This window comes from Aestuariivivens insulae (assembly GCF_022662195.1).
GTDB lineage: Bacteria > Bacteroidota > Bacteroidia > Flavobacteriales > Flavobacteriaceae > Aestuariivivens > Aestuariivivens insulae.
This window is the reverse complement of the sequence record NZ_JAKMCS010000001.1, coordinates 443,545-462,777: the sequence shown is the minus strand read 5'-3', so window position 1 is coordinate 462,777 and position 19,233 is coordinate 443,545. Positions and strand designations below refer to the sequence as shown.

18 protein-coding genes are annotated in these 19,233 nt (G+C 36.6%); 10 read left to right on the top strand and 8 right to left on the bottom strand.

Annotated elements, in window-relative coordinates:
• Nucleotides 1–133: 133 nt before the first annotated feature.
• Nucleotides 134–1,000, top strand: a complete 867-nt coding sequence (locus MR062_RS01865; protein ID WP_242202355.1) for an alpha/beta hydrolase — start codon at nucleotides 134–136, stop codon at nucleotides 998–1,000.
• Nucleotides 1,001–1,017: 17 nt separating this feature from the next.
• Here MR062_RS01865 and MR062_RS01860 read toward each other — a convergent pair whose 3' ends face one another.
• Nucleotides 1,018–1,437, bottom strand: a complete 420-nt coding sequence (locus tag MR062_RS01860; RefSeq protein WP_242202354.1) for a (4Fe-4S)-binding protein — start codon at nucleotides 1,435–1,437, stop codon at nucleotides 1,018–1,020.
• A 211-nt stretch (nucleotides 1,438–1,648) separates the two neighbouring features.
• Here MR062_RS01860 and kynU point away from each other — a divergent pair, with 211 nt between their 5' ends.
• The 8 genes from kynU to MR062_RS01820 all read left to right on the top strand — a co-directional run bounded on the left by kynU (nucleotide 1,649) and on the right by MR062_RS01820 (nucleotide 9,772).
• Nucleotides 1,649–2,965, top strand: coding sequence for a kynureninase (gene kynU / locus MR062_RS01855; protein ID WP_242202353.1), 1,317 nt, complete (start codon nucleotides 1,649–1,651; stop codon nucleotides 2,963–2,965).
• A gap of 79 nt (nucleotides 2,966–3,044) precedes the next feature.
• Nucleotides 3,045–4,427, top strand: a complete 1,383-nt coding sequence (locus MR062_RS01850) for an FAD-dependent oxidoreductase (RefSeq protein WP_242202526.1) — start codon at nucleotides 3,045–3,047, stop codon at nucleotides 4,425–4,427.
• 70 nt (nucleotides 4,428–4,497) lie between these two features.
• Nucleotides 4,498–4,938: a RidA family protein gene (locus tag MR062_RS01845; RefSeq protein WP_242202352.1), complete on the top strand. Its 441-nt coding sequence runs from the start codon at nucleotides 4,498–4,500 to the stop codon at nucleotides 4,936–4,938.
• A 15-nt stretch (nucleotides 4,939–4,953) separates the two neighbouring features.
• Nucleotides 4,954–6,393 (top strand): aldehyde dehydrogenase, encoded by a 1,440-nt coding sequence (locus MR062_RS01840; protein WP_242202351.1) that lies wholly within the window; start codon nucleotides 4,954–4,956, stop codon nucleotides 6,391–6,393.
• Nucleotides 6,394–6,523: 130 nt separating this feature from the next.
• Entirely contained in the window at nucleotides 6,524–7,306 is a 783-nt protein-coding gene (locus MR062_RS01835) for an SDR family oxidoreductase (protein WP_242202350.1), read from the top strand.
• 83 nt (nucleotides 7,307–7,389) lie between these two features.
• Entirely contained in the window at nucleotides 7,390–8,019 is a 630-nt protein-coding gene (locus tag MR062_RS01830; RefSeq protein ID WP_242202349.1) for a cation transporter, read from the top strand.
• Between the two features lie 26 nt (nucleotides 8,020–8,045).
• Nucleotides 8,046–8,579 carry a 3-hydroxyanthranilate 3,4-dioxygenase gene (locus tag MR062_RS01825; RefSeq protein WP_242202348.1) on the top strand — a complete coding sequence of 178 codons (534 nt, stop codon included), beginning with the start codon at nucleotides 8,046–8,048 and terminating at the stop codon, nucleotides 8,577–8,579.
• Nucleotides 8,580–8,683: 104 nt separating this feature from the next.
• Nucleotides 8,684–9,772, top strand: coding sequence for an amidohydrolase family protein (locus tag MR062_RS01820; RefSeq protein ID WP_242202346.1), 1,089 nt, complete (start codon nucleotides 8,684–8,686; stop codon nucleotides 9,770–9,772).
• 110 nt (nucleotides 9,773–9,882) lie between these two features.
• Here MR062_RS01820 and MR062_RS01815 read toward each other — a convergent pair whose 3' ends face one another.
• Entirely contained in the window at nucleotides 9,883–10,314 is a 432-nt protein-coding gene (locus MR062_RS01815; RefSeq protein WP_242202345.1) for a hypothetical protein, read from the bottom strand.
• A gap of 56 nt (nucleotides 10,315–10,370) precedes the next feature.
• A complete protein-coding gene (locus MR062_RS01810; protein WP_242202344.1) occupies nucleotides 10,371–13,211 on the bottom strand; it encodes a redoxin family protein in 2,841 nt (946 codons plus the stop codon).
• Between the two features lie 365 nt (nucleotides 13,212–13,576).
• On the opposite strand from MR062_RS01810, the gene MR062_RS01805 reads away from it, so the two are divergent.
• A complete protein-coding gene (locus tag MR062_RS01805; RefSeq protein WP_242202342.1) occupies nucleotides 13,577–14,221 on the top strand; it encodes an O-methyltransferase in 645 nt (214 codons plus the stop codon).
• A gap of 11 nt (nucleotides 14,222–14,232) precedes the next feature.
• On the opposite strand, the gene MR062_RS01800 is transcribed toward MR062_RS01805, so the two are convergent.
• From MR062_RS01800 to MR062_RS01780, 5 genes are all read right to left on the bottom strand, one after another.
• Nucleotides 14,233–14,520: a Sec-independent protein translocase subunit TatA/TatB gene (locus MR062_RS01800; protein ID WP_242202341.1), complete on the bottom strand. Its 288-nt coding sequence runs from the start codon at nucleotides 14,518–14,520 to the stop codon at nucleotides 14,233–14,235.
• Nucleotides 14,521–14,596: 76 nt separating this feature from the next.
• Nucleotides 14,597–16,858, bottom strand: coding sequence for a M1 family metallopeptidase (locus MR062_RS01795; RefSeq protein WP_242202340.1), 2,262 nt, complete (start codon nucleotides 16,856–16,858; stop codon nucleotides 14,597–14,599).
• Nucleotides 16,859–16,968: 110 nt separating this feature from the next.
• Nucleotides 16,969–17,466 (bottom strand): DUF6702 family protein, encoded by a 498-nt coding sequence (locus MR062_RS01790; RefSeq protein ID WP_242202339.1) that lies wholly within the window; start codon nucleotides 17,464–17,466, stop codon nucleotides 16,969–16,971.
• A gap of 180 nt (nucleotides 17,467–17,646) precedes the next feature.
• Entirely contained in the window at nucleotides 17,647–18,447 is an 801-nt protein-coding gene (locus tag MR062_RS01785; protein WP_242202337.1) for a carboxypeptidase-like regulatory domain-containing protein, read from the bottom strand.
• Nucleotides 18,434–19,231 carry a carboxypeptidase-like regulatory domain-containing protein gene (locus MR062_RS01780; protein ID WP_242202336.1) on the bottom strand — a complete coding sequence of 266 codons (798 nt, stop codon included), beginning with the start codon at nucleotides 19,229–19,231 and terminating at the stop codon, nucleotides 18,434–18,436. Before MR062_RS01780 ends, MR062_RS01785 begins: the two co-directional genes overlap by 14 nt.
• Nucleotides 19,232–19,233: the final 2 nt, after the last annotated feature.

Below are 19,233 nucleotides of genomic sequence, written 5' to 3'. Positions count from 1 at the left end.
ATTTACACATAAAAAGCAGGCAATATATCTTTTTCTTTTAAGTTATTAAAACCATGTATTGAACCACCATTAGTCTGGACACCAATATCAATAGAAGTAAATCATGGCCTCTGAAAAATAATATTATAGACAGATGAAACTAATTACACCTACCTTATCACTAATACTATTCTTTTTATTGTCTTTTTCTTGTTCAGATGATAGTGGCGATTCCAATTCCGAAAAACTAGAATCTCTAAAACTAACTGATGTCTCTTATGGTTCAGATAGCAATCAAATCTATGACATTTACCTTCCCGAAGACAGAACAAAACAAACCAAAGTTATGATTTTAGTCCACGGAGGAGGCTGGAGTTCTGGAGACAAAAGTAGCATGGATGCTCTAATTGGACTATATAGAGCCGATTTTCCAGATATTGCTTTAGTGAACATCAATTATAGGCTATCCGATGAAAACAATCCGCCTTACCCTATGCAAATTGATGATATTACTTCAGTAATAAACCAACTAAAAGCCAAAAAAGATGATTATGTGATTTCTGAAAACTATGGTTTCTTAGGCACTAGTGCGGGTGGCCATTTATCCCTTTTATGGAGTTATGCTTTCGACACCCAAAACAATGTCAATATGGTTTGCAGTATTGTGGGACCAACCAACTTTTTAGACCCCGCCTACACAAATAACACCGACCCTTTATTACAAGAATTACTTAATGTGTACGGTGTGAACCCGTCCGAAGATTATCTCAAGGAAGTTAGCCCTCTACACCGAGCCACAACAACTTCGCCACCAACTATTTTATTCTATGGCGGACAAGACCCTTTAGTTCCAACAAGCCAGGGAACCGATTTAAGAGATAAATTGAACACGCTAAATGTCGCAAACGAGTTTACGCTCTATCCAGATGCTGGCCACGGTTGGGGTGCCAATCCTAATGAAATCGCTTTGCTATTGGACACTTGGAGCAAGATTAAAAGCTTCACACTAGCCTATTTGTAAAAGGCCTTTAAAATCGGCTAATCCACAAAGCCTTTCTTCGAATGACTACCATCACAAAATGGCTTATTGTTTGAACTTCCACATCTACAAAAAGCAGTGGTCTTTTGTTTTAACTCCTTCCTACCATCTTTATGGGTAACCTCTAATGTCCCGTGCACTAATAGCGGACCATTATTCATAACCTCTACCTTGGTATTTTCTGGATTAGTAGCTTGCTTTGTCTCACCATTTAAATAATAATGCAATGCCCCCGATGGACAATGCTTCACCTGATTTATAATAGCATTAGTATCTGCAGCCTGTATTCGCACCCAAGGCCTCTCTTTAGGCCTAAACACTTTAGGAAGCCCTCTAACACAAACACCAGAGTGTACACACTTATTAGCTTCCCAAACTACGGTCACTTCACCATTGGTATATTCTTTTTTAGTACTCATAACAAAAAACTATTAATAAAAATACCATATATCCCTTTGCTATTTTTATATTATAATAAAACCAACAAAGAAGCTCTAAGACCACAACGTATAATCAATCTTAGCAGTATATAGTAAATATACAAAAATGTCATCTCGAAAATCCCTGTTCATGTTCTTATTTCAAAAATTATAATTCTTATTTTTGTTAGGAACAGAAAAACAATTCATCTTGTCCGAACATAAATTAGGTCTTGATTATGCCATAGAGCAAGATCAAAACGACATATTAAAGTCCTACAGAAACCTATTTCACATCCCCAAGGATGCCCAAGAAAATGAGTTAATTTATATGACAGGCAATTCACTGGGGTTACAACCAAAACAAACCAAGAACTACATAAACCAAGAACTTGAAGACTGGGCCAATTTAGGCGTTGAGGGGCATACCGAAGCCAAAAATCCTTGGCTCCCATACCACGAGTTCTTAACCAAAAACATGGCTGAAATTGTTGGTGCCAAGCCTATTGAAGTAGTTGTAATGAATACACTTACAGCCAATCTGCATTTTATGATGGTATCGTTTTACCAACCCACAAAAACTCGTTATAAAATCCTTATTGAAAGTGATGCATTCCCTTCCGATAAGTATGCCGTAGAGTCGCAATTACGCCATCATGGGTTTGACGACAAAGAAGGCTTAATCCTTTGGAAACCTCGAGAACATGAAGAATTGTTACGCTATGAAGATTTAGAACAAATCCTTAAAACCCAAGGTGATGAAATCGCTCTTATTATGATAGGTGGGGTTAACTATTATACTGGACAATATTTCGATTTAAAGCGCATCACTCAATTAGGACACCAATACGGTTGCAAAGTAGGGTTTGATTGCGCCCATGGCGCAGGCAATGTAAAACTAAATTTGCATGACTCGGGAGCCGATTTTGCTGTTTGGTGTACTTATAAATACTTAAATTCCGGTCCTGGAAGTTTAGCAGGCTGCTTTGTTCACGAACGCCATGCCCACCGTAAAGACCTCAACCGTTTTACAGGCTGGTGGAGCCATAATAAACAAACCCGTTTTAATATGAGGCACGAGTTTGACCAATTGCCCGGAGCCGAAGGCTGGCAACTAAGCAATCCGCCCATTTTATCTATGGCTGCCATAAAAGCCTCGCTAGATATTTTTAATCAAGCCGGTATTGAAAACCTAATTGAAAAATCTAAAAAGCTAACGAGTTACTTCGAATTTTTACTGAAACAATTAGGCGAGGATGTGATTAGAATCATTACGCCCAGTAACCCTCAAGAACGCGGTTGCCAACTATCCATTCAAGTTAAGAATGCCGATAAAAATTTGCATGATAAACTAACTAAAGCAGGTGTTATTAGTGATTGGCGAGAACCCGATGTTATTCGTTGTGCACCCGTACCACTATACAATTCGTTTGAAGATGTCTATCGATTGGTTGAAAAAATACGCCTCTCCCTAGCCCTCTCCAAAGGAGAGGGAACTAACCGAAATGAAAACAAACCTGAACATTAACTATTAAAAGTTGAAAAATAAAAACAATACGAAAAAGCAAGTCTTCCCCTTAGGGGAAGATTTAGATGGGGCCCAAAACATACTCATTATTGGCGCTGGCCTATGTGGCAGCCTTTTAGCTTTACGTTTAGGACAGCGTGGCTACAATGTTACCGTTTATGAAATGCGACCCGACTTGCGGAAAGTAAATATAAGTGCTGGCCGCTCCATCAATCTAGCCTTTTCAGATCGGGGCATTAAAGCCATGAAATTAGTGGGCATAGAAGATAAAGTAAAGTCTCTATGCATCCCCATGTACGGCCGAATGATTCACGACAAGCAGGGCAATACATTCCAATCCAATTATAGCGGTCGTGACCATGAATATATCAATTCCATTTCCCGTGGCGGACTTAATGCCTTACTATTGGATGAAGCCGAAAAGCATGATAATGTTTCCATTTATTTTAATAAAAAATGTAAATCGGTAAACTTCGAAAAAACTACAGCCCTATTTAAAGATTACGATACCAATACCGACTTTGTAGAAGATGCCGATGTTATTATTGCAACAGACGGTGCAGGTTCGGCCATGAGAAAAAGCTATTTTTTAGGTAAAAAGTTCTTGTTTAGCTTCTCTCAAAACTATTTAACACATGGCTATAAAGAGTTAAGCATCCAGCCCGATGCTAACGGCACATACAAAACGTTTAAAAACGCCCTTCATATCTGGCCCAGAGGTGATTTTATGCTCATCGCCTTACCTAACTTGGATGGCAGCTTTACAGTAACCTTGTTTTTAAGTTATAATGAAGGCGAATACAACTTTAACAACTTAACCAACAACACTATTGTTAAGAAGTTCTTTCAAAAAGAATTTCCAGACGCCTTAGCATTAATGCCAAATGTCTTGGACGATTTCTTTAACAACCCAACATCACCATTGGGAACGGTAAAATGCTCACCTTGGCATTACAAAGGCAACACCTTATTGATGGGCGATGCAGCCCACGCCATTGTCCCCTTTTACGGGCAAGGCATGAATGCCTCGTTTGAAGATGTGGTTGTTTTTGACACTATTTTAGATAAACATGAGGGTCATTGGGAAACCGTTTTTGCCGAATATGAAAAAGTCCGAAAAAAAGACACCGATGCCATAGCCGATTTGGCTAACGATAATTTTTATGAAATGCGAGACCATGTAGCCAATCCTATGTTCCAAGAAAAGCGTAAATTAGAGATGGCTTTAGAAAAAGAATTTCCAAACGACTATGCATCAAAATATGCTTTGGTTACATTTAATGAAGATATTGGTTATAGAGAAGCCATGTTGAGGGGGCGCGCACAAGATAAGGCCATTTTAAACTTAATGGCTGATGGTAAATTAAATATAAATGATGATTTAAAATCGATATTACAGCAAATAAAACAAGAAACCGAGGCCATTCTTGAAGATGATAGAATTGCAGGATTAAAGCAATAATTGTTAGCTAGATAGAATACTGAAAGCATCTCAAAAACCATAAATATTAGCTTAACTAAGATATATAAAGATGAGCAATAAAAAAGAGGAGATTCCTGCTTCCGCAGGAATGAACGTAACCCCTAGAGGAGCCTACCCACATACTAAACGTATTGGTGATTTTATATTTGTTTCCGGAACCAGTTCCAGACGAGCAGACAACTCCATTGCTGGTGTGGAAATAATTGATGATATAGGAACAAAACACCTCAACATTGAAGTTCAAACTCGAGAAGTTTTAAAAAATATAGATAAAAATTTAGCTAAAGAAGGGGCTTCGTTAAAAGATGTAGTAGATGTTACAACATTCTTGGTAAACATGAACGATTTTGCGGGCTATAATAAAGCCTACGCCGAATTTTTTGATGTAGAAACAGGCCCCACCAGAACAACGGTTGCAGCGCACCAATTACCTCATCCAGATTTAGTGGTTGAGATAAAAGTAGTTGCTTATACAGGATACAACAGATAATTTGTTTAACAGAACATGAAAATCCAAAACTTCATTAACGGCCAATTTTACGATCCCATTTCCAATGAATGGATAGACAATTATTGTCCTGCCAGTGGTGAAGTATACGGCAAAATTCCAAACGCATCAAAAGCCGATGTAGAAAATGCTTATATCGCCGCACAATCTGCCTTCCCAAGTTGGTCACAAACCACGTTAGAGGAACGCAGTAGAATACTGATTAAGATTTCAGAATTGTTAGAAGCCAACCTTCAACAATTTGCCGAAGCTGAAAGTAAGGATAATGGCAAACCCATAAGCCTTGCTAAAAGCGTTGACATTCCCAGAGCATCCAGTAATTTTAGGTTTTTTGGCAATGCCATTACCCAGTTTGCAAGTGAAAGCCATGACAGCATAGGACAACAAGCTATCAATTATACGCTAAGGCGACCTATAGGTGTCGTTGGATGTATTTCCCCTTGGAACCTCCCACTCTATCTCTTTACCTGGAAGATTGCCCCTGCACTAGCAGCTGGTAATTGTGTGGTGGCAAAACCCAGCGAGGTAACACCAATGACCGCTTGTCTATTGGGCAATATCTGCAATGAAGCTGGATTACCGGCAGGTGTTTTAAATATAGTACATGGCCTAGGTTCCACAACAGGGCAAGCCATTATAGAACATCCAGACATTAAAGCCATTTCATTTACAGGTGGCACTAAAACAGGAGCACATATCGCAAAAATAGCTGCTCCTATGTTTAAAAAGTTATCTTTGGAACTAGGCGGAAAAAACCCTAACCTTATTTTTGCCGATTGTGATTACAAAGATATGCTGAAAACCACCGTAAGATCATCATTTGCCAACCAAGGCCAAATTTGTTTGTGTGGTAGCCGCATTTTTGTAGAGTCTTCAATTTATGATACATTTAAAGCCGATTTTATCGCGCAAGTAAAACAACTAAAAGTAGGACACCCCTCTGAAACGAGTACGGATATTGGTGCTTTAGTTTCAGAACCACATTTAGATAAGGTATTGCAATATATAAACACGGCAAAACAAGAGCACGGTAAAATCCTATGTGGAGGCCATAGAACAATCGTTAAAGGCTATGAAAATGGTTATTACCTTGAGCCAACAGTTATTGAAGTAGACACTAATGATTGTACCATAAACCAAGAAGAAATTTTTGGCCCCGTGGTCTCCATCATGCCATTTAATACTGAAGACGAAGTGCTACAAATGGCAAATATGGTAAAGTATGGGCTTTCTGCCAGTATTTGGACAAACGATTTAAAGCGAACCATAAGACTGAGCAACCAACTCCAAACGGGCATTGTTTGGGTAAACACATGGATGATGCGGGATTTACGCACCCCTTTTGGAGGCATTAAGGCTAGTGGCATAGGGCGTGAAGGCGGGTTTGAAGCCTTGCGTTTTTTTACAGAACCTAAAAATGTATGTATAAAATATTAGCCCTCCCCAACCCTCCCAAAGGGAGGGAGTGCAAAAACAATAAAGTGTAACAAACTCTAAACCCCTAGAAGAGTTCCTCCCGAGCCTGCATTGAGCGCAGTCGAAATGGGGAGGTTAGGAGGGGCATCTTATGAATTTAAACCTTAACAACAAAAACGCCTTGGTTTGTGGAAGCACACAAGGCATAGGAAAAGCAACAGCGATAGCATTAGCACAAGAAGGTGCAAATGTTATACTAGTAGCCAGAAATAGAGAACGATTAAAAGAAGTCTTGGCCGAGTTACCAAAAATTGGCAACCATAGTTATATTGTAGCCGATTTTTCTAACCCAAGGGATGTTCAGGAACAAGTTATCAAATACATTGAAAAACACCATGGGTTTCACATTCTAGTTAATAATACCGGTGGTCCAAGAAGTGGTGATATCTTAAACGCAAGTTTAGAAGAATTTGAAAAAGCCTTCACCCTACATCTTAAATGCAACCATGTACTAGCACAATCTACTATTCCTTTTATGAAAGAGACTGGTTTTGGTAGAATTATTAATATCATTTCCACATCGGTCAAAGAGCCTATTCCCGGGCTTGGAGTAAGCAACACCATTAGGGGAGCCGTGGGCAATTGGAGCAAAACACTGGCCACCGAAGTTGGTGCCTTTGGTATAACCGTTAATAACGTACTACCTGGGTTCACCGAAACGGAACGCCTTACGGAAATTATAAAAATAAAAGCGGCGAACGAAGATAAGAGTGTTGAAGATATGGCCGAAATCATGAAAAACTATACACCGGCAAAACGTTTTGCAAAACCTGAGGAAACAGCCAATGTTATTACCTTTTTAGCTAGTGAAGCCGCAAGCTACGTTAACGGAATTAACATTCCTGTTGATGGCGGACGCACAAAAAGTTTGTAACTTTATAACTGTAACACAAAGGGGCAATAGGTTTTACACTTAAGTTTTATCCCCTTATAACAAATAAAATGGAATCGATTTTAATGACAGATCACAAAAGATGGTTTAAGGTTGCTTTCGGACTTGCTGTATTTACCATAATATACAACATTGCAGAAGGATTAATTTCAACATATCTTGGATTTGAAGATGAAAGTCTGGCTCTTTTTGGTTTTGGGTCCGATAGTTTTATTGAAGTTATCTCCGGATTTGGAATTGCCCATATGGTGCTTAGAATTCAGAATAACCCTAACAGCAAACGCGATAATTTTGAACGAACCGCATTACGAATTACCGGGACCGCCTTTTATATATTGGTTTTTGGGCTTGTAATAACGAGCCTTTATAACATTTATACAGGCCATAAACCATTAACCACTTTTTGGGGCGTTGTAATTTCTATAATTTCAATTCTAATCATGTGGATTTTGGTGGTTTGGAAAAGAAAAGTAGGAACCCAATTAGACTCTGCACCAATTTTAGCCGATGCAAATTGCACTCTGGTTTGTGTATATATGTCCATTATTTTGCTTGTAAGTAGTGGCATTTATGAACTCTTTGGAATTCCATACATAGATAGCATTGGTACGCTTGGACTTTCATACTTTGCTTTTAAAGAAGGAAAGGAATGTTTTGAAAAAGCCAAAAGCGACAAAAATTGCTGTTGCGACTAAAAATTAATAACACAAAAAACAATCATATGGGTAATTTAGTTTCACCATTAAATTTTAAAGCTTGGATTGAAGAAAACAGACACCTTTTAAAACCTCCTGTAGGCAATAAAGTGGTTTGGAAAGATGGCGATTTTATTGTTATGGTGGTTGGTGGGCCCAACAGCAGAAAAGACTACCATTACAATGAAACACCTGAGTTTTTCTATCAAGTTGAAGGCGACATTGTTCTAAAGATTATTGATAAAGGCACACCAAAAGAGGTTCACATTAAAGAAGGGGACATTTACTTATTACCGCCTAAAGTGCCACATTCACCACAACGTGGAGCCCATACGGTTGGATTGGTTATAGAATACAAACGTCCCGAGGGCATGAAGGATGCGCTTTTATGGTTTTGCGAACATTGCACCACTAAATTATACGAGGAAGATTTTACGTTGGAAAACATTGAAACCGATATGCCCAAGATTTTCGATAACTATTACAGCGATGAAGATAAAAGAACTTGTCCCAACTGTGGCGAGGTGATGCAACCGCCCAAAAAGGTTAAAATCGATTAATTTAAAAAAACGTCATATAAACCCGACCATCAATATACGGGGAAGTGACGAAATGACTCATAATAAAAAATATTGCCATGGCTAAAGCCTAGCAACAACAATAGATGAAAAAACGGAAACTTCGTATAAATGGCCATTCCCACCTCTTGCCCTATCCAGAGGAAATCCCAGATTACATGCGTGAAAAAGGGATTTTTTGGGTGGATAAGGATCGGAAATTTATGTTACAAAAAGACTGGAACCGCCCTATAACCGATTCCAGTTTCTTTTTACATGAGAAATTGGAGTGGATGGATCGATTTCATATAGACCATGCCGTTGTTTTAAACTTATCGCAACTTTATGGCAATGGTCTGCGAGTTGAAGAAATGAAAACCGCACTACGGTTTCAAAACGATTTTAACGCCCGCATACAACACGACCACCCTAGCAAATTTACCTGTGGTTTTGTGGTGCATCCCGGGTTTTTAAGAAGTGCCTGTTGGGAAATAGAACGCTGTGTGGAATCTCTAGGTTTGCAGCTTCTTTGTTTACCTACCCATTATATGGACACTATTGGTACCTGGCGTTGCATTTTCGATGAAGAAAACGAGCCCTTATTTGAACTGGCCAACAAATACAATCTAGCCATTGAAATACACCCTTACGATGGCGAGAAATTCATTAAACTGGAAAATACATCCTGGCGTTTTCATCTCATTTGGATGCTTGCCCAATGTGCCGACGCCTATCATTTTTTAACACTTAACGGCTATCAGGAAAAATACCCTAACATGCGTACCTGCTTTGCCCATGGTGGACAGCTGGCACAGATTAATCTGGGGCGCCGTATTCAAGGGTTTGATGGACGCCCCGACCTTTTTGAAGGCAAACACCACCCCAGAAAAGCCGTAGGGCATAAAAACATCTTTTTTGACACCTTGGTACATGATACAGGCTCCTTAGAACTGTTAATAAAAAACCAAGGCTCTAAACAAGTATTAATGGGATTGGACGACCCTTATCCGTTAGGTGAAATGGAAAGCGCCAAACAATCGTCCTATCCAGGAAAAATTTTAGATTTAGCCATAGAAAGAAACATTATCAACGAAGAAGAACGCGATGCCATATGGGAAGACAATGTCATTCAATGGCTTTGTGGCGACGATGAAGGGGCTAAAGAAAAATTATATAATAGAATATTGAGCAGATAATTCAATAAAAAATAAAAGGTTGATGTTATTTGTCAACCTTTTATTTACGAATATCTACCACCCTTTTAACCTATTTTGATATTCATCTTATTTTTTTTGTTATTCTAAATTTAAACCTTTTCAAACCTTAATCCGTTTATTTTCAATGTTATTTGATCATTTTCTTGTTCTATAGTGAAAAGAAATGTTTGGAGATTATCTTCATCCATATTATACGTGACTGCCAACTCTGCTTTAAACGCTACATTTGACCCCATCTTAACATTAGGGTTTATTTCCCAATTGCCCTTAACCGTTTTATATCCTATTGAATCCAGTAATTCAACTTCTGCTTTGAAAGCTTTTTTCAAATTTATTTTTTGAATTGCACTACTCTTGAAATCCATAGTTTCAGTACTTGTATCGTCTTTGACCCAATGTCCAATTAAGTCTTCTGAAGTAAACTGATTAACATTAACCGTCCTTTTGATTTTATATTCAAACCTACAAGCTGTAAGCGTAAGCATGATAAAAGAAGTAATTATTAAGCTTTGTTTATTCATTTGAAATTTACTTATAGTTAATAATGCGCCCATCATTTTTCATTCTGAATGATGTTTTACAAATAGGTTTCAAACAAATGCTTAACACTTTCTGGTGTTCTTAAATCGCCTGTATTATCTTTTACAATATTCCCTTCTTTGTCTACCAATAAATAATGAGGTATTCCAGTTATATTAAATCGAGATGATAAATGGTTCCATTCATCTTTAGATACCCGATAATGTTCTCCTTTAATATCTGGGATCATATTATTATAAGTTTGTTCCGGAGATGAAGGATTGGTTATGTATACAAAAACAATGTCTTTATCTTTTAGTTCTTCTTTTAAAGGTTTCATACGCTTCATTCCAGAACGGCATGGGCCACACCAAGTTGCCCAAAAATCTACAAATACCACTTTGCCTTTGTATTTTGACATGATCGCCTCGAAGACCTTATCGGCTTCTGTTTCAGGTATCGCGTTATTAGCAAAGCCCGTTTTAGATTTATTGGCTTCTATTTTAGCCTTTAACCTGTCGTTTTCTATTTTAAAAGCAGACGCCACAAATGGTGATTCGACCAGGCCTTCAAAGGCTGTAAGTTCTTCATCTTTAAATGGAACAAAATACCGGGATAGGCTACCTAGCACCTCCTGAGCCACTATAATATCTGCACTAAAATTGTCGCCTAAATTTTCATGGATTTTTTCTAGACTTTGTTTTCTTATTTCATTAGTCACATACTTATCCACAAAGGTTTTGTACTTTGTTTTAAAAGCGTTATCCCTTTTATTCAAAGCTTCAGAACGAAAAGACTTTAAACGTTCACGTTCTTCTTCTGACAATAAGTTTTTAGACACTTTATGATACTCCAATTCGTCATTAGTAAAAGCAATATTGATATTTTTAACCTTAGCTATGTTTTCAATTTTTTCCAAATCTATTGATCCGTTATCGAGTATTTGTTTTCTGTCTTCTTCTGTTAGTTTTTGATAAATCGCTCCTACTTTGTTTCCTATCCCCAGTTGAACCTCTCGATACTTATTATTAAAATCGTTTTGTTTTCTTAAAATTGCAGCATTTTCCTTTTTAAAGGTTTTGTGGAGAGCTATTAATTCTTCTTCCTCTGCTGTTACATTTACTTTTTGTTGTTCTAATAGTTCACTTAATTCTAGAACATCTGGGTGCCTAACACTAATCCCTTCTCTTAAAAAGCTTAAGAATCTTAAACGGTTAATAAATGAAGTATAACTACTTGTGAGTATTGCTGTTTTATTATTTAAAACTTCTGGGGTAATAAAATCTATATAGTCTTTATCAACATTAGCCTTTTCTTTATAGGGTGTTCTTTTATACATATCATAGCTTAAGGCATATTCGTAACCCCTGTATTCTAAATTAAGTGCCATTAAACGATAAGCTTCTTCACTTAAATACCTTGTTTTGCTTACACTGTCTAATTGGGCTAATTGTTTTTGCTGTAATTTAAAGCATTCTGCCTTGTAATCTTGGGGTTCCAAAGAGGCAATTCTTTTTGTTAGGTTATAATATTCTCTATCAAACACTAAAAAATCCAAACTAGAACAATCGGTATTTAGTTGGGCAAGGTCACCCGCAAAAAAACCTTCACCTCTTTTATCACTATTTATTAGTTGCCAGGTTTGCTTTCCCGGTTCTACATAAACCGTATTGTAACTTTCAGGTAATTTAACATATACCTGCTGCAAATGATAACAAGGAAAACATACCGTAAAACTACCATCCTCTTTAATCTCAATGAGGTACGAATTTTGCTCACCGGTAAACACATTATTCACATAAGCGGTACCCGTATGGCCTTGTGCTTTATTATAATTTCTAATAATACCCGAATAGGTGGCTATTCCATTTTTTAAGAAGCCTTCAAAAATGTTTGTTTCTGTAGTTATTGTTTTAAAATTAGGATGGTTAGTTTGGTTTAGGCCATAAGCGATCAATTGCTTCTTATTTGCACCAAAGCTTACCGTATTGTCTTTATTTGGCTTAGCGAAAATGGTTTTTTCTTGACCATTATTTTCCAAAGTAATAACCGTCCACTTACCTTTTTGTTTTACCGATGTATAGTTCCAAATGGCTTTATCGACTACAGCGTAATTGTAATAAAAACCAAGCCCCCATAAATTACTACCATCTGTTTTTAGCCAATTACCCCGTAAAGCTTTGGGCATAATAGATGTTATATAAGCTGGAACATCTGCTATTCTATAATCTGGATAGTCCTTATTCGATTTATACAAATCGCCCATTTTACCATTAAAACCAACCTGCAAATAATGTTCGGACCAGTTTTTAAAATAAAACATCCAATATGTTTCATTGCTTTTTACTATAAATCGATATTCATTATTCCCATTGGACTTAAAATTGACAATTTCTTCTATATTATAGTTTTCTCCTCTAAAAACAAACTGCCCATTGGTTACATCAAACTCTAAACTATTGTTACCATCTGTGGTATACCATTTCTTTTTTATAACCTCCAAAACTTCTGTAAATAGAGTACGCTTACTATCCTCTGGGGCTTCTCGAGAAGCATAAATAAGTTTTGGCATATTCCCTCGCTTTAATTGAATGGAATCTTTATTAATAACTTGTAATTCGCCATTAATACTATTCCCAAAAGCATCTTTCGACACAAAGCCGTAAGTCACGTCATCTATTTTCTTTATGTCTTGATACATAAAAGCACGATAACCATATTCTATAAAATCTTGATGTATTAATACGCCATTATATTCTCCTGTTCCAGAATTACTATACCACTCACCTATAGCTTGTTTTGGCAAATGGATGCCCCCCGATTTTAAGGACTGTGAAAAACCGAGAGTAACAAAAAGCATAAAAGCTATAAGTGTAATTCTTTTTTGTAACTGTTTCATTTTTTGATTGTTTTTATTGATGATTTAAAAATTGTATAATGGGTTTAGTGTGTTTCTACATATATAATACAGTTGAAATTGATTGTAGTACTATTCGGATACTATGTTTTTTTATTAAATCTTTTTCAAAATCACACGTTACACTGTTAATCAGCCTATTAACTCATTTCACAATCTAATACTTATCTGTATAAAACATTAAAATATTACTCATTTATACTCTTTTATTTTATACCCGATAAATACAACTTTAATCCCATATCAAACAATCTTTTGCTAACTGTATATATCCCCTGCAAACCAGGCATTAAAACCTATCACATCAATTATTCTCTCTATCTTTGCCCTAATTATATAATATAGTTATGCATTTCATACCAGAAGCTTTAGACAATTATGTAGTTAACCATTCTGAGAACGAACCGGAATTGTTACAACAACTCAATAGAGAAACCTACCAAAAAGTATTGCAACCCCGAATGCTAAGCGGTCATTATCAGGGAAGGGTATTGAGTATGATTTCCAAATTGGTAAATCCGAAAAACATCTTAGAGATTGGCACTTACACAGGCTATTCTGCCCTGTGTTTGGCCGAGGGCATGCAAAATAATGGCGAACTACATACCATAGATATTGATGAGGAACTTTATGATTTCCAACGTAAGTATTTTGATAAGTCTGATTATGGCCACCAAATTTTTCAGCACCTGGGTAATGCCTTGGATATTGTACCTCAACTAAACAAAACCTTCGATTTGGTATTTATTGACGCCGACAAAGAAAACTATACCAATTACTTTAACATTATTATCGACAAACTAAATACGGGTGGTATCATTTTAAGTGATAATGTACTGTGGAGTGGCAAAGTGCTAGAAACAACATTTAAAAAAGACGACACTTCAACCCCTGCACTTATTGAATACAATGCGCTCTTAAAACATGACAAAAGAGTAGAAACCGTTGTTTTACCTATTAGGGATGGCTTAACTATTAGCCGAAAAAAGTAAACTTAAAATTACTACAATTTACGCTTTACAGAACCTGTGAAGTCTTCAAGGTCTTCTTTTACTTGATCCAGTTCTTTTTTGATATCGGAAGTCATACTGGTATCGATACCGTGGTTTTCTGCACTTTTGGTAATCTCGTGCTTTATATCGTTGGTAGCATCTTTTAGTGTTCGCATACCTTTGCCTAAGCCACGAGCTATTTCGGGCAACTTATCGGCACCAAAAACCATAATGGCGATAAATAGTATAAATGCTATTTCGCCACCACTAATAAACAAAAATGTTGCATGTTGTATCACGATACAAATATAATAAGATGTTTGCTTAGAATAAAAAAAAAGCCGATTATAAAAAATCGGCTTTTCTACACAAAAATTATCCCTCTATTTTACTCTTAAACTTATCGAATTGGCTTTCTTTCTCTTGCTTAGGCCATGAATTATTGGAAGTATCTACATCAGCTGTTTCCAAATCCGGATCTACAACTATGCTTGTAATGGCTTTTGTTGTTTTATAAACCTTGGTCACCTCGTGCTCATTATAGCGCCATATTTGGGCTGGATAGGTTATCCTTTCCTTTGTTCCATCTTCATAAGTTAACTCAACAATAATTGGCATAACCAATCCGCCTGGTTTATCAAAAGTAACTTGATAAAAATGCTTTGGCGCTTCTTTTAATTTAGCTTTTTCATCATTGGACAAACTTGCTATATAATTATTTAAAACACTAAAATCTGATGGCGTTTTTGCATCGGCTGGCACCACTCCATTTTCTGCTTCAGCATAATAAATCAGTTTACCTTCATAATCTTTTAGGTTCATATTATAACGCTCGGCCAGTTTTTTGGCTTCTTCAGTTGGCTTATCGGTCAAATAATATTGTTTTACCTCTTTTACTCCTATATCGGTATAGTCTGTTGTGTAGAACCATCCTCTCCAAAACCAGTCTAAATCCATTGCTGAGGCATCTTCCATAGTTCTGAAAAAGTCTGCCGGCGTTGGGTGTTTAAACATCCAACGTTGTGAATAGGTCCTAAAGGCATAATCGAACAATTCTGGCCCCATAATGGTATGTCTTAGCATATACAAACCAGCAGCTGGCTTGGTATAGGCATTAGGACCAAATTGAAACACATAGTCTCCTTGTGACATTATTGGCGATAAATGCGACTGATCTCCGCCCATGTAAGGCACAATGTCCTTTGGTAGGTTCCCAGTAATAAAATTGGGGTCGTAATCCAACTCTGCCAGGGTTTCAACAAAAGAGTTAAGCCCTTCGTCCATCCATGTCCACTGACGTTCATCACTATTCACAATCATGGGGAAAAAGTTATGTCCTACCTCATGGGTAATCACGCCAATCATCCCTCTTTTTGTTCTTTCTGAATAGGTACCATCTGGATTTGGACGACCGTAGTTGAAACAGATCATAGGGTATTCCATGCCTTGTCTTTCGGAATGTACAGAAACGGCTTTACTATAAGGATAATCGAAGGTAAGTTTGGAATATTCTTCTAAAGTATTCGCTACAACGCGAGTGGAATGCTCTTCCCATAACGGATTCCCTTCTTTTGGGTAAAGCGATATGGCCATTACCGAACGTCCATTAATATCAACAGCCATAGCATCCCAAATATATTTCCTTGATGATGCAAAGGCAAAGTCCCTAACTTGGTCTGCTTTAAAATGCCAAGTTTTGGTTTTTGCGCTTCTACCTTTTTCAGCTAGCTCGGCTTCTTCTTGGGTTACAATAAAAACGGGATCCTTAAAGGATTTTTTAGCAGCTTCATAGCGTTTTTGCTGTTCTTTGCTCAATACATCCTTTGGGTTTTGCAAATCTCCTGTAGCTTCTAATACATGATCGGCTGGAACGGTTATTTTTACTTCAAAATCTCCAAACTCTAAAGCAAATTCACTTCGTCCCCAAAACTGCATATTTTGCCATCCTTCAACATTATCGTATACACAAAGTCTTGGGTAAAACTGTGCTATGGTGTAATTGTTGTTCCCATCAGGAAAAGTTTCCAAACCAGAACGCCCGCCATCTACATTAATATCGTTGATATTATACCACCATTTTATTTGAAATTTAAAAACTTCACCTGGAGCTAACGGTTTGGGCAAGTTAATACGCATCATGGTTTGATTGATGATATGCGACAAACTCGAGCCATCTTCATTTTTGACGTATTCTATATTGAACCCTCCATCAAAACGATCTTTTAAATTGGCATTGGTAAATGATTGCGGCCCATAGAAAGGAGACTCAAGATTTTCTGTATTTATATCTGGAGTTTTAGAGTCTTTCGCTCTCATATTTTGGTCCAATTGAACCCACAAATATTCTAAATGATCCTTTGAATTGTTATGGTAAGTTATTTTTTCGTCACCAAAAATTTGATTTTTATTTTCATCCAATCGAATATTCATGACATAGTCTACCTTTTGCTGTGTATAAGCATATCCTGGTGCTCCCGATGCCGTTCTGGTTTCATTTGGCGTTGCCAACAGGTCTTTCATCTGCCTGAACTTATTTTGATCGGTATGCCCTTGAGGCTTAACCTTTTCTTGCTCTTGGGCAAATACACTGGAAGAGATAATAGCAATTGATAAAACGAGGTACTTCAATTTTTGCATTACTGAATATTGATTTTTTTAATGAATTATTATTTTTAAGTCAAAAACATTAAGTTTCCAACAAATAAAAGCGCCCGAAAATAGTGATTTTTAGGTTTTTGATAAGCTTTTTAATTAAACTTTAACATTAGCGAATGGTTTTTCTTGGAAAGGACGGCGCTCTTCTGTTTTGAATAAATATTGGTTTTGATAATATTTTGTTGATCTTCGTAAAAATCTAACAATACCTGGTTACTAACTTCAAAGGCTTTAATACTTTTTACACTTTCAACTTCAAGATAACAGCGCATAATATCTGCGTCGTATTCCTTTCCCAAAAAGTGAGCTTGCACGTTTTCACCATTAATCTTTATTAAAAATTTTTCCTTTAAGTATTTTTCAATAAAATCATCAACTGTTTTTGGTTCATCTTTGCCTGCTAGTGTTAATGATTCATCATAACGATCCCTCAATACATTTTCCATATCATCTATAAAAATTCTTGACGTTATTTGTACTGATTGCTTGTCTTCTATGTAATTAATTTGTGTAACACTTACATAAAATTTATGCACAACTGTGAATGCAAAAAATGGTAACAATACTAAACCTATAATTAACTGCTTCATCTATTTAAAATTTTATCATATAAAATAAATCAAAAAACTTCCACATAAATCAACCACTGCGCTTTTGCTAAAAAAATTAAACTTGTTTACGCTCATTTCTCAATTTATTCTCAATAATGCTGCTAAAGTATATATTTGAATTAGAATATGCAGTAGGTGCTTTCAAAAAGCATTCCAACATTAATCCTCAGATATATTACGATTTGCTTGGTACTGTCTGTATTTCATCCTTAAAAAGGCCAAAACTTTAAAATCGGTTTGATTTTTACATCTTTTAATAAAGTTTTCATCGTCGGCACAGAAATAGAAAAAATCCATTTTCAGATTATCGTCCAACGGATTAGAAGCAAAAAAATCTTTCGCTAAGCGAGACTTGATACTTTGCATCAAATCCTCCCGATGCTCTATATCTACACGCCTTTTCAGCATTTTGGTTCTCCCCGATATCCCATTCAAAATAGGATTGAGCGGCAGCCCTCCTCCTAACAATCCCATAAGCATTTTAGGTTTAAAATCTCCCGCTTCCGCCAACCGACGTTCACTCTGTGTTGCCTGTTTACCTGTATACCCAGGAATACCTACATCGTAAAAGTTAATTGGGGGTTTGCCATCTATATTTTTGATATCGGAGGCCAAATTCCCTGTTAACACCTTGCCTACCAAAACCTCGTCGAGTTCGTTTACCTGCTCTTCCAGTTTCACAATACAGGTTTTTGTTAATATAATGGCATTGGTAATGTTTAAATTATGGACTTTATACTGTACCGACGAAAACACTAAGGTATCGTTTAAACTTGCTGTTATTTTAAACACGCCATCTTTGTTTGTTACAGCAAATAATTGGGCCGTTTTATTGATAACATGTATATTCTCTACATCTTTATCTCCAATAACCTTCCCAAGTATTTCAACCGATTGAGCATAAATCTTAGGCACACCAAACATAACAACGATTAAAAAGAACGCTCTATTTTTTAACATGCAACTCATTTAAAAACAGTTTACTTTGTTCCATTAAATATTCAAGAAGCTGCATTTCTTTTTCTGGTTTTAAAAGTTCTGGTTGCACTCCTTTTTCTTCAACAAACACAATAAAGGCTTCAACTTTATCGACTGACATATTACAAGCTTCACTTAGGTGTTCTTTGGTGAAAACATCTAAAATCGTTTTTGGCTTTTCCTTAACCAACTTGGGCTTTTCTTTCCATTTGAACCACACCCTACTAATCCCTAATAGGGCTGCAAAATTAATACCATTGTTCAACTCGCCCTTACTGGTTATCCCCTTTAATTCTTTCATCACTACAGAATTATCCGAGGCCCTATCGACTTGATACTCGTAAGCAACACTTAGATCGCCCATATCAATGGTTATTGGCTTAACTGTTTTAGCATTGGTAATATCTGTTGCTAAATTTCCTGTTAGCCCTGCAGAAAGCGTAACGGCATCCAATTGATTGACCTGTTCTACCAATTGTATTTTTAATTGCTCAAATTTAATTACTTCCTCACCTATAGTAATGGTCGCTGGTTTAAATTGTAATGCGGAAATTTCTATAATATCATTTAAAGCTACCTCTAGCTCAAACTCACCTTCATTGTTTGTAATGGTTCCTTTATTGGAAGATGTATTGAAAATGGTCACGGCTTCAATATCATTTTCTTCAGAAAACACAAGACCTTTTACTTTGATACGCTTTGTGTTTTGCCCCACAACAGTCGACATACAAAACAAAAACAATAAGGCTGGTAATAGTCTATTCAAGT